Below are 11953 nucleotides of genomic sequence, written 5' to 3'. Positions count from 1 at the left end.
TCTGAATTACAGGCTCAGCACAGTCAATTCTTTGGGGAAGCTGGTCAGCGTCTGCGGGCCCTCTGCCGTAACGAGCACATCATCCTCAATGCGCACGCCGCCAAGATTCGGCACATAAATCCCCGGTTCTACTGTGAAGACGTTGCCGTTTGCAATAATATCCGTATTGAGTCCATGCAGTGATGGATATTCATGGGTATCCATGCCGAGACCATGTCCGACGCGGTGCATGAAGTATTCGCCGTAGCCGGCGGCTTCAATAACGTCACGGGCGGCCTTGTCAACAGAACCGAAGGTGGCTCCGGCAACAGAAGCGGCAATACCAGCTTCATTGGCAGCAAGCACAGTATTATAGATATCTATCAGCTTGCTGTCTATCTCGCCTACAGCGAAGGTGCGGGTAATATCGGAGGCATAGCCAGCGGCGTATACGCCAAGATCGAACATCAGCAGATCACCCGGCTGAATCTTGCGTTCACCCGGTACACCATGCGGCAGGGCCGTATTCGGGCCGGAGAGCACCATGGTGTCGAAGGAGGGGCCGGAGGCTCCGGCTTTTTTCATCAGGTATTCAAGCTCCGCTACCAGCTCATTCTCGCTGACACCGGCTTTGACATGCGACAGGCCCCGGCGGAGAACTTCCTCCACAAGTTCGGCGGCATGCTTCATAATGCGGATTTCTTCAGGCGTCTTCATGGCGCGCATAGCGCGGAGCAGATGGCCGATGTCGCTGAATGCCCCCGCTGGGATGGCGTCTGCCAGCAACTCATAGCGGCTGACGGAGAAGTGCTCCTTCTCTATGCCGAAGCTGCCCGGAGCAGCGCCGCCGAAGCGGGATTTGAGCAGCTCGTACGGGTTGTCCGTATCGCTGTGCGTCAGAATAGTCTTCACCGAGGAGGCGGCATGCGCCGCTTCGGCGTCCAGCGCCGGAACGATCAGCACAGGCTCCTCGCCGCGGATCAGCAGCAGGCCCAGAAAGCGTTCATGCGGGTTGCTGGCGAAGCCGGTCAGATAATATACATGCTTGGGATCGGTCACGAGGAGAGCATCCAAGCCTCCTTCTGTAAGTCCTTGCTCCAGTTTAAGCAGAGCTTCATTCATTGCAATAGTTCCCCTTTCATATACACGCTTGAAACAGCATTATTCTCATTATAATTCATAATCCGGGAGGCTGCACGTCCCTGGAGCGGATGCTAAAGGGGGTTTAGTGAAGTTAAGCACCGGGTAATAGTTGCCACAATCATTTCTGGTTCCTATTCCAGCTTCACTTAACAGGAGGTTATGAATATGTCCGGTACATCGGTCCTCTCCCGTACATTTCTGCTGCGCGGAACTTTGGTCCTGCTGATGGGCCTTCTGTCAGCCTGCACCTCTTCTGAACAAGATACTATGCAAGGGCAGTTGACAGGAGAGAATCCGCGTCTTGACGCACAGCCTGCCGGCACTGCTCTTCCATCTTCGATGACTACAATGACCGAAACGCCGGTGACAAGAACACCGGGAGCGTCTGCCAGTGCAGGAACGGGTGCGCCGGTTGGCGCAGCATCACCTGGTGCCTCTGGAAGCACACAGGCACCGGAAGTAACGGCTGCCGCGCCGAAGCCGCCAGCTTCGTCAGCCTTCCCTTATACCGCCCATACGCTGGCAGACGGATTGAATGTGCCTTGGGAGATGGCGTTCGCTCCGGACGGGCGGATCTTTTTCACCGAACGGCCGGGCAGCCTGCGTGTCATAGAGAACGGCAGGCTTCGTGAGGCCCCGCTGCTGGAGCTTGAAGCCCCCTTTATCAGTAAGGGAGAGGGCGGGTTGCTGGGACTTGCGCTTGATCGGGAGTTCGAGAGCAACGGATTGGCATATGTATATCATTCTTACCGCAATGCGGAGGGCGGAGTGGCAAACCGGGTCCTGCGGATTAAGATCGGCAGCAGCAAAGCGGAGATCAAGCAGGTTCTGCTGGATAATATACCAGGGGACACCAATCATAACGGCGGAAGGGTTAAGCTGGGCCCGGACGGCTATTTGTACATCACCACAGGTGAACGCTATGAGCCTGAGCTCGCGCAGGATAAGACCAGCCTGGGCGGAAAAATACTGCGGATTACCACCAGCGGCGGCATCCCTGAAGATAACCCGTGGCCGGGATCTCCGGTCTATAGCATGGGCCACCGCAATCCGCAGGGTCTGGCCTGGCAGCCGGAGAGCGGAGTCTTATACAGCTCGGAGCATGGCCAGTCGAGCCATGATGAGATCAATCGTATTCAGGCCGGGTCCAATTACGGCTGGCCGCTGATTGAAGGCGATGAGACCGGAGCCGCTAAGCTGAAGCTGAAGGCTCCGCTGGCACACAGCGGGGAGGTGACCTGGGCGCCGTCGGGCATGACATTTATTACGCAGGGGCCATGGAGCGGCGAACTGTTGGTTGCCGGTCTGGCGGGGCAGCAGCTGCTGCGGGTTTCTTTGTCTCCTTCGGGCGGCAAGCCTAAGATTACGGATTTATTCAAAGAGAAGTATGGCCGAATCCGCAATGTGGCGGAAGGGCCTGACGGCACCCTGTACATTATGACCAATAACCGTGATGGCAGAGGCAACCCGCGCGCACAGGATGATAAGCTGATTGCGCTGCGGCCGAATTGGAAATAAGGGCTGTTAGCTGTATTTTCCGTTTATTTCCTCCGGCACTTTACCAGGCTATGCTAATGGAGAAGGGATTTCTCGGCCATCCGCCGCTGATGCGGACTGAGAAGCCGTTATTTCCGGATATTAGCCCGGTTTCTGTCTGTTGCGGACTCAGATGACCTTAATGGCTCTGTTTTACCGTGTTCGGGTCTATAATATTCCAAATAAGGGCTTCTGAGTCCGGATAAACGTCAAAAGCACCCTTTTCCGCAAAATAGCGTCATCTGAGTCCGTTTCACTCTGTAACTCTGTAATTATGAAACAAACAAAGGCTGTCCTCCTTGCAGATCACCTGCACAGAGGACAGCCTTTCCTGTTATGGGCTTGCAGCGTGCAAACTCCGGCTCAGCCAGCCCGCAAGCAACCGATCAGCACCTGCGGTTTGCTTACATACCGTGCACCATGGGTAGCAGACGATATTCTTACCGTCAGGCCTGTGAGCTTACGAGACTACGCAGTGCAAGCGGCATACCCGGGGTGGCCGGTTCAGCGGGTCCGTTACGCGATCGGCGTTCCGTTCGGAACCTGCTGCTCCGGAGCCAGCAGAATCACATCGCCTTCCTCCGGTACGCCGCCGAGGACGAGCACTTCCGAGAGGAAGCCGGCAATCCGTCTGGACGGGAAGTTCACGACAGCGGCAATCTGCCGGCCGATCAGCTCTTCCGGAGTGTAACGTTTGGTGATCTGCGCACTGGAGGTCTTGATGCCGAGTTCCCCGAAATCGATCTGCAGCTTAATCGCCGGTTTGCGTGCTTCAGGAAAAAGCTCAGCGGACAGAATGGTTCCTATGCGTATGTCCAGCTTCAAGAAATCTTCAATCGTAGCCATGTACCCGCCCCCTGTAGTGGATAAGTTGCATCTAACCGGGAATAAACTTCTTGAGAAGTTATTCCATGCCCAGGGGCTATTTTAACCCTCAGAAATGATGTAACATTATCATAAAACATATACTCTGAAAAGGCTACGCCATGCCCTGGCCTGGCTGGCCCGCAAGAGAGGGGAAGATGTCCATGAAAGGAAAGACCGTGCTTGTCACCGGTGCGAATTCCGGCATGGGACTGGCTACGACAGTGGAAATGGCCCGCAGAGGAGCCCATGTAATCATGGCCTGCCGCAGCCGTAAACGCGGGGAGGAAGCTCTTGCGGAAGCAGTGCGCCAGAGCGGCTCTGATCAAATCAGGCTGATGCTGTGCGATCTGGGTTCGTTCGCAAGCATTCGCGCTTTTGCAGAGGAATTCACGGCCGGCTACCCGGTGCTTGATGTGCTGATCAATAATGCTGGCGTAGTCGCCATCAGACGTGAGCTTACTTCAGACGGCTATGAGCAGGATTTGGGCGTGAATCATCTGGGGCATTTTCTGCTCACCATGTTGTTATTGGATAGACTGAAGCATGCTGAACAGGGCAGGATTGTGGTAGTGGCTTCAGGTGCTTACAAGATTGGCAAGCTGCATCTGGAGGATCATACGCTGTCACGCGGCTTCAACCCGGCTAAGGCTTACGCCCGTTCCAAACTGGCCAACATCCTGTTTACCCGCGAGCTGGCTGCTCAACTGAAGGGCACCAGGGTTACTGCGAACTGTGTGCATCCGGGAGCGGTGGGGACGAGCATCGGAGTGAACCGGGAAACAGGCTTTGGGCGCTCACTGCTGAAGCTGCTGTCCTACTTCTTCCTGACGCCTGAGAAAGGTGCAGACACCGCTATCTATCTGGCGGCTGCGCCGGAGCTGAGCGAAGTAAGCGGACAATATTATTACCGCCGCGAGATCAAGGAATTATCGCCAAGGGCGAAGAATACAGAAGAAGCCGCACGGCTGTGGAAGTGGAGTCTGGAACAGACAGGGCTGAACTAGCCTAAGCTGCTTGAAAAAGCTGAAATCCTGCCTTTTGTACAACAACTTTGGATTTGAGCCGTAGGATGAGGGAAATGTTGTTCACATATCACATACAACTTTTAGGAGGAATCATAGCATGGATTGGCAAGGTTACAGCATAGAGGATGCGGCAATTGAGGATTTGGGAGCGATTGTGGAGATTTATAACACGACGGTTGCCGGAAGAATGGTAACAGCGGATCTTACGCCGGTAGCCGTGGAGGATAGAGTGAAGTGGTTCCATGAGCATAACAGCCATCACCGTCCGCTCTGGGTTCTGCGGCAAGGCGGCGAAATTGCGGCCTGGTTCAGCTTCCAGTCATTCTATGGGCGTCCGGCCTATAATGGAACGGCAGAGATCAGTGTCTATGTAAATGAAAAATTCCGCGGCAGCGGCGCCGGAAGTATCCTGCTGACCAAGGCGCTTCAGGAATGTCCGCGTCTTGGTCTGCAGAACCTGGTCGGCTTTGTGTTTGGCCACAATGAGCCAAGTCTTGCGCTGCTGCGGAAGTTTGGTTTCGGACAATGGGGCCTGCTGCCGGGTGTCGCCGTGCTGGACGGCATTCCGCGTGACCTTGTTATCGTAGGCCGCAAGCTGTAAATTTATATAAGGCTTTCGCAGAAACAGTGTGTGAAACTTATTGCGGAGGAGCAGCTGAAGCAGACCGGCATTCCTCTTCCGTAATCCAGTCCTCCGACCATACCTGCAAATCACGGATGACGGATTCCAGGGCCCGGCCCTTGTCAGTTAACGAATACTGGATTCTTACAGGCGTTTCGGGAAAAACCTCGCGCAGGACGATACCCTCCTGCTCCAGTTCCTTCAGCCGCTCGGACAAAAGCCTGCCGCTGACCGGCAGCGAAGCTTCGATGGCGCCGAAGCGCTGGGGACCTTGCAGAAGCTGATAGATGATTAAGCCCGTCCAACGTCTGCCGATAATATCCATGCTTTTTTGTAACCTTGGACATAACTCTGTGGATTTCATTAGGCTCACCTCTTACTGTACATTATAAACGAAAAGACCTATAACTAAAACAAATTTGAACTATTTGCACTACTTGAAAGGATGATTCCCTTGGCTAAAAAGAAGAAGATAACTCCGGCTCCGCGCCCTGCTGCGGCCGATGCTCCGGCAACGCTCAAAGACCTGCTCAGCCGCGAGGTGCTGGACAAGCTGAAGGCGCAGTCCGATGCGCTCAAAGCCGAAGAGCAAGGCAAGAAAGACGCCGCCCTCAAGGAAGCGGAGGACAAACGCAAGGCAGAGCAGAAACGTCTGGAGAATGATTTCGGCCACCTGCTGGAGAACAGCAATCAGGACTGGTCGAAATTCAAATAAAACAAACTTTACCAGATTCAGGGTTGACAATCTGCAGCAGCGCCATATATTATTGGGTTTATCATTTAGAGAAGGGAGGCCGATGGGTCATGATTGGAACAAATGGTTTGAGAACGCCGCACAGTCACATTACAACCGCATATGAACAATCTGATCTCATCGCCTTCGTCCGGAAGACATAATACGCAGCGTGCTTAATATGTCACAACTGCATACGGGTGTCCCGGCTTGAATTCGAAGCTGCACCCAGCGCTCCGGGAGCCGCATGATCAGAACTGATCTGCGGCTCTTTTTGCGTACCACAAAACTGGAATTTATCTTACCAACCTGAGAGGAAATGAAAACATTTATGAATAGCATGAAGCAGCAGGCGGGCGATGTATCCCGCTACAAACATGAGGTGGCCCTTCCGGGCGGCGATCTCAAGGTATATGCAAGTGAGCAATTGTTCGGCTCACTTGATTATAAGGTCCTGGAAATGGCTAACAACAATCTGCAGATTCCAAATATTGAATATATGAGCTACACTCCTGATGTACATGTAGGCGTCGGAACCTGCATCGGGACTACCGCGGTCTGGGATGCCGCGTCAGGCTACGTCTCGCCGTCCATTGTAGGCAGTGATATCGGCTGCGGCATGCGTGTACATCTGACCAATCTGCATATGGATGATCTGCGTGAAGTGAAGCTGCGCCGGAAGCTGGTCCGTGCAATTGAGAAGTATCTGCCGATGGAGGCCCAGCAGCGAGGGCACTACAGCGATATCCGGCTGGAGAATATCGTGCGCAAGGGACTGCACGGCCTGCCCAGCAAATATGTTCCGGACAGCTACACTCCGAAGAAATCAAGCACACTGTCCCATGTGGAGATCAGCAAGCTTGCCTTCGATGACGAGATTCTGAATGAGCTGCCGGATATGGCCTGGCACCGGGGGCACCGCCAGCTCGGCACCCTTGGCGGGGGTAACCATTTCGTTGAGATCCAGGCGATTGAAATCGCCGAGGAGCAGCGGCAAGTGGCTGAAGCGTGGGGGCTTAGGGACGGGCAGATTGCCGTGATGATCCACTCCGGCTCCCGGGCCTGGGGAGGTATGGTCAATCAGTTCTGTACCCCGGCCTTCGCCAAGGTCATGGGCCAGCTTGGACTTGGCAGCGCAGACCCGCGCCTGATCTATGCGCCCCTGGCACATCCGCAGGCCCAGCGCTATGTTAATCTGATGTACTCGGCGCTGAACTATGCGGTAGTGAACCGCCATCTGATCGCTTATGGTGTACGTGAGGGCTTCCGTGACGTCTTCGGCACGAAATGCGAGCTGCGCACCCTCTACGATCTGATGCACAATTATGCGTGGGAAGAGGAGACCTCCTCAGGCACCAAGTTTGTTCACCGCAAAGGGGCGACACGCGCCCTGCCTGCAGACCATGCGGATAATCCGCGGGCTTATGCGGCGACCGGGCATCCGGCGCTGATTCCCGGCTCGATGGGCACCGCTTCCTACATCATGGTCGGCCAGCCCGGAGGAGAAGAGAATTATTATTCGATCTGCCATGGAGCCGGACGCATCCGCTCCCGCTCGGCGACGAAGCGGCTGGTGTCTGTCGATGAATTCTCCCGGTCGATGAAGGTGGGGACGGCAGACGAGATTGTAGTGAATCAGCATTCCCTGGAATCTATCATTGACGAATCTCCCCAGGCCTATAAGAATGTAGATGAGATTATAGAAAGCGTTACGGGCGCCGGCCTGGCTGCTGTTGTGGCCAAATGCAAGCCGCTCGCAGCGATAAAGGGGACGAAATAGGATGGAGCAGGAGATTAAGAAACCTACTGTAATCTACGAATACGATGAAGACAGAGCCGGAATCATCAAAGGTTATGATGTGTACGCGCGCCTGGTTGACGGCATACTTGAAGCGCTCTACAGCCGCTACGGCGTCCGTTATGAGCTGTATGCGAGCGATGACCCCAACAGTGAATACTGGAAGCTGCTGGAGAACGATGTGCAGAGCGGGAATGCCGGGGTGGAGCATGTGGCGCGGATTTTTGACCGCCTGGAGGACCGGACGTTTGTGTATGACGATGATAAAGAGCAGCCGGAGTACAATATCCATCTCTCGATCCGCAATAATGTGCTGGCGTATCCTGCCATGGGCATTGCGCTGGCGCGGGTGCCTGTGTTCCAGGAGAACGGCATCAACTTCCAGGACTATGTGTTCGCGGCATCTGATGCACAGCTGCAATTCTTCCTGGCCAATGTGCGTACCCGGCAGCGGGAGCAGAACATTAATAAGGTGACGGTGTTCACTGACCGGCGTAACGGAATCTTCCGTGAGGATGAACCCATCACCCGCTCTGTCGGGCGTGAGGAGGTCGTGCTGGACGCGGGGATCAAGAAAGAAATCTACCGTTCGCTCGACCAGTTTTTTGATTCGGACCGCAGCTTCTACGTCACTTACGATATCCCGTACAAGCGGGGCATTCTGCTCTACGGACATCCGGGCAACGGCAAGACTACGCTCGTCAAATCGATCGCCGGAAGTGTACCGGGACCTGTGATCTACTGGCAGATTACCGAATATACGAGCAGTGAGTCAGTGAATGAGGTGTTCGAGGCTGCGGCCCGGCTGGCGCCGATGGTACTGGTGATTGAGGACATCGATTCCATGCCGCAGGAGGTCCGCTCCTTTTTCCTGAACACGCTGGACGGGGCTACTTCGAAGGAAGGCATCTTCCTGATCGGCACCACCAATTATCCGGAGAAAATAGACCCCGGCCTCATGAACCGCGCCGGGCGCTTCGACCGGGCCTATGAGATCAAGATGCCAAATGAGGCGCTGCGCCTCGAATATCTGCAGCTGCGCGGGTTCTCCGCCTTCGCGGGTGAGGAAGGTACGGCCACGGCTGCGCGCCTGACAGGGGATTTCTCCCTGACCCAGCTTGGCGAGCTGTATGTCAGTGCGGCACTGGAATGGCATGAGAATGGCACGGCTGATGTCGAGTCGCTGGTGCGCGGCATGCGCGGCGAACTGGACAAAGGTCGCAAGCGTGAATGGATGAAGGACGCTTCGTCCAGTATCGGGTTTTATTAAGTAAGAGAAGCAACTGTAATGGGAAAGATTTGGGGAGCCGGGAGGCTCCCTTTTTCCTGGGAGGATAAGAGTTTATAGATTTAGAGAAGCGAAGCTTACTCCTTATTTATTTATTTAGTGGCTACCGGGGACAGTGGACATAGTTGGAAAAAAGGCACTTAATTCTGCCGAAACGGAGAGTTGAGAGTAAGCAGTTGGAAAAAGTCCACTTAATCCACCGACCCACCCGGATTTAGCTGAAATCGGACCGATTAAGTGTTGTTTTTCCAATTGCTTTTAATAAAATGTACCCTTTGACGCCAAATTAGATGTACTAATTCCACTTAGATCATCCGCAGCACTCCGAACTGTAAGCAAAACTTCTTGACGCTACCGACAAAAATCCGCAAATAAGCGTGCTGCTGTCCGTTAACAAACTTAGCTTCCCCTCTGTCCCCTCAGCAACGGCGCGGATACGGGAAATTTTCATACAGAAGTGTAACTTTTGGCATTCTCATACGTGGATGGATTAAGGGGGGAGGAGATGGAGCCGAATTCGCTGGATGATCTATATGAGAATTATGTGGCGGACATCTACCGCTATCTGCGCTCCCTCTGCCATGACCACCATGCGGCCGAAGACTTAATGCAGGAGACCTTCTACCGGGCATATCTGTATCTGGAGGATTGCCGGGAAGAGCGGATTAAGCCGTGGCTGTTCCGTGTGGCTTACAATGTCTTCGTGGATTACAAGCGCAAGGAAAAGCGGAGTGTGTCCAAGGATGACGGGTTTTTCAGCGGGCTGCCCCATCCCGAGACCACGGAGGGGACTTTGCTGCGTCAGGAACGCTGGGAAGAGACAGCACTGGCACTCAGCCGCCTGCCGGAGGGGCAGTGCCATGCGCTGCTGCTGCATGATTATCACGGGCTGACCTACAAGGAAGCTGCTGGCGTCATGAACGTAGGTTTGTCCCAATACAAGATATTGGTATTCCGCGCCAGGCAGAAGCTGCGTGAGGCGGACCGGAGGAGGAATGAGCATGAGTGAGGACTTCAAAGAACAGCTGAGGAAATATAGTGAGGGAACACTTCCGGAGGAAGAGCGGGAGGCGCTAGAGAGTGAACTGGAGAAGCTGGAGGCTTATCAGCTGTATCTGGAGGAGCAAATGGAGCGGGAAGAGCAGACCAGCGAACGGTGGACCAAGGCGGACCCGGCCGGCAGCGATTCTCCGGGACTCAAGAAGGTAAAGAAAAAGGCGGAAAAGCGGGAGAAGAAAATTATCCGCCGCGGCAAATGGAAGGCGCGGCTCGTGAACACCCTTACTGTATTTATGGCTTTCATTCTCTTCATGATCATCAGTAATATTATTACTATAGTATTCTACAACACCGGGAACCGTGGTGAGACCTATAGTGATGTTGTATCCTCGGCGATTGCCGTGACCCGGCCCAACACAACCACATATCTTACCAGCAATGCGAAATCGGTCTTCCGGATGAATCTGACCGGTAAACTGCTGAAGCAGGTAGGCGGGGAGAAGGTTCAGATGGGTAATTACAATCAGACCTTTCTCCTGGGGCTATCCTATCCCGGAGTGTTCAACTGGATGGATGACCGGAATGCGGGTAATTACATTTTCTACTATCCGGCAGCAGATGGTTCCGTTAGCAGCGGGGATAACAGCGATGAGTGGAACAAGCTGGATAAGCTTCCCGAGGGTACGGTTGCCGAAGCTTATCTGTCCTTTGACCATTTATTTACCACAGATGAGCTGCTGAAGGAGTTTGAAGTGCTGAATTTGCGTCCGGTCTGGTTCGGGGCAGATACCGGCCCTTCTACCCACGATGAGGTGGTTACTTCTCCGCTGGGATTTCCCTATGAGCCGATCTGGCATGACGATGATATGCTGAAATCAGAGGTCACCACTGAGAAAACAGGCTGGTTCAGCTCGGTCTCCTCCTACAGCAGCGTATCGCCTTCTGTTGAACCCTATGGGGATGGGGCACTGCGTGATGCGAACTTCATCAAAACGCTTAAGCTGCTGCAGAAGCATCAGTCACTGGCCAGGAAGGCAGCGCCGTTTATTGAACTGGATACTTCTCTCTCCTATCTTCAGGAGCATGGAGTTCAGATCTATGGAGCCGTTGCTACCGGACCCGTCAAGGAACTGCTGAAGCTGCGCGAGGCTTCCTGGGTCAGCTATATGCGGGTGGGTGAAGTCCGGCTCTGGAATTGGCGGGAATGAGACTTAGGCCGGGCGCGGCTTGCTTCTAAGTTCGCCAAACCGTACAATTATAAGTACGTAAACTTGAGAAGGTTGATGTGAAATGGCTGAGGAACGTTGTTTACAGCGTTTCTCGGCTATTTTACTTCCAGTATCTCGGGTCATTTTTGAACACTTGGAATTAGGATGGAAATCTACCGGGGTGCCGGCAGGATGACTATAAGAATTAGGAGCTGAAGCAGATGAAGATTGGAGTAGTATCGGATACACATCTCTCAAGCAGGGCCAAGGGGCTGCCCTCCGTGCTTATGGAAGAATTCAGCAAGGTGGATATGATTCTGCATCTGGGCGATTGGGTATCGCTGGAGATCTACGATCTGCTGGCCGGGCTTGCTCCGGTGGAGGGAATCGCCGGCAACAACGATGGATATGAGATTATTCAGCGCTTCGGTGAGAGCAAGATCGTTACGCTGGAGGGCATGCGTATCGGGATGATTCACGGACATGCGCCGTATTCCCGCAAAGGGACGGATGGAAACGCTCTGCTCGCTTTTGAAGGCCAGGATGTGGACTGTATACTCTTTGGCCATTCACATCAGCCGCTGATGCGCCGGGAGAACGGTATTCTGCTGTTCAACCCCGGATCACCTACGGACAAGCGGCGGGAGAAGCAGTATTCCTTCGGCCTGATGGACATTGAAGACGGTAAAATCACGGCCCGTCATGTTTTTTATGACTCCAAGGAATAAAGGAAGCTGGGCAGAAGGAGGGGAGAG

General features: G+C 54.0%; 12 protein-coding genes. 9 read left to right on the top strand and 3 right to left on the bottom strand.

Annotated elements, in window-relative coordinates; genetic code table 11:
* Positions 1–6: 6 nt before the first annotated feature.
* Positions 7–1101, bottom strand: a complete 1095-nt coding sequence (locus GC101_RS13255; protein ID WP_171717651.1) for a M24 family metallopeptidase — start codon at positions 1099–1101, stop codon at positions 7–9.
* A 186-nt stretch (positions 1102–1287) separates the two neighbouring features.
* On the opposite strand from GC101_RS13255, the gene GC101_RS13250 reads away from it, so the two are divergent.
* Positions 1288–2640, top strand: a complete 1353-nt coding sequence (locus tag GC101_RS13250; RefSeq protein ID WP_246354319.1) for a PQQ-dependent sugar dehydrogenase — start codon at positions 1288–1290, stop codon at positions 2638–2640.
* A 534-nt stretch (positions 2641–3174) separates the two neighbouring features.
* Here GC101_RS13250 and csaA read toward each other — a convergent pair.
* On the bottom strand, positions 3175–3504 hold the full coding sequence (csaA, locus tag GC101_RS13245) for a chaperone CsaA (protein WP_171717650.1): 330 nt from the start codon (positions 3502–3504) through the stop codon (positions 3175–3177).
* 182 nt (positions 3505–3686) lie between these two features.
* On the opposite strand from csaA, the gene GC101_RS13240 reads away from it, so the two are divergent.
* Entirely contained in the window at positions 3687–4529 is an 843-nt protein-coding gene (locus GC101_RS13240) for an SDR family oxidoreductase (RefSeq protein WP_171717649.1), read from the top strand.
* Positions 4530–4647: 118 nt separating this feature from the next.
* Positions 4648–5151, top strand: coding sequence for a GNAT family N-acetyltransferase (locus tag GC101_RS13235; protein WP_171717648.1), 504 nt, complete (start codon positions 4648–4650; stop codon positions 5149–5151).
* Positions 5152–5188: 37 nt separating this feature from the next.
* Here GC101_RS13235 and GC101_RS13230 read toward each other — a convergent pair whose 3' ends face one another.
* Positions 5189–5536 (bottom strand): winged helix-turn-helix transcriptional regulator, encoded by a 348-nt coding sequence (locus GC101_RS13230; protein WP_039299846.1) that lies wholly within the window; start codon positions 5534–5536, stop codon positions 5189–5191.
* Between the two features lie 90 nt (positions 5537–5626).
* On the opposite strand from GC101_RS13230, the gene GC101_RS13225 reads away from it, so the two are divergent.
* The 6 genes from GC101_RS13225 to GC101_RS13200 all read left to right on the top strand — a co-directional run bounded on the left by GC101_RS13225 (position 5627) and on the right by GC101_RS13200 (position 11926).
* Positions 5627–5887 (top strand): YqkE family protein, encoded by a 261-nt coding sequence (locus tag GC101_RS13225; protein ID WP_076242414.1) that lies wholly within the window; start codon positions 5627–5629, stop codon positions 5885–5887.
* Between the two features lie 349 nt (positions 5888–6236).
* Positions 6237–7685, top strand: coding sequence for an RtcB family protein (locus GC101_RS13220; RefSeq protein ID WP_171717647.1), 1449 nt, complete (start codon positions 6237–6239; stop codon positions 7683–7685).
* A gap of 1 nt (position 7686) precedes the next feature.
* Positions 7687–8973, top strand: a complete 1287-nt coding sequence (locus GC101_RS13215; protein WP_042134433.1) for an ATP-binding protein — start codon at positions 7687–7689, stop codon at positions 8971–8973.
* A 523-nt stretch (positions 8974–9496) separates the two neighbouring features.
* Complete coding sequence (locus GC101_RS13210; protein WP_171717646.1) at positions 9497–10000, top strand: sigma-70 family RNA polymerase sigma factor; 504 nt, start codon at positions 9497–9499, stop codon at positions 9998–10000.
* Positions 9993–11198: an anti-sigma factor gene (locus tag GC101_RS13205; protein ID WP_171717645.1), complete on the top strand. Its 1206-nt coding sequence runs from the start codon at positions 9993–9995 to the stop codon at positions 11196–11198. Before GC101_RS13210 ends, GC101_RS13205 begins: the two co-directional genes overlap by 8 nt.
* A gap of 221 nt (positions 11199–11419) precedes the next feature.
* Positions 11420–11926 carry a metallophosphoesterase family protein gene (locus tag GC101_RS13200; RefSeq protein WP_171717644.1) on the top strand — a complete coding sequence of 169 codons (507 nt, stop codon included), beginning with the start codon at positions 11420–11422 and terminating at the stop codon, positions 11924–11926.
* Positions 11927–11953 lie beyond the last annotated feature (27 nt).

This window comes from Paenibacillus phytohabitans, assembly GCF_013141775.1.
GTDB classification, from domain to species: domain Bacteria; phylum Bacillota; class Bacilli; order Paenibacillales; family Paenibacillaceae; genus Paenibacillus_AQ; species Paenibacillus_AQ phytohabitans.
The sequence above is the reverse complement of the archived record's forward strand: the minus strand, read 5'-3'. Positions and strand labels throughout refer to the sequence as shown.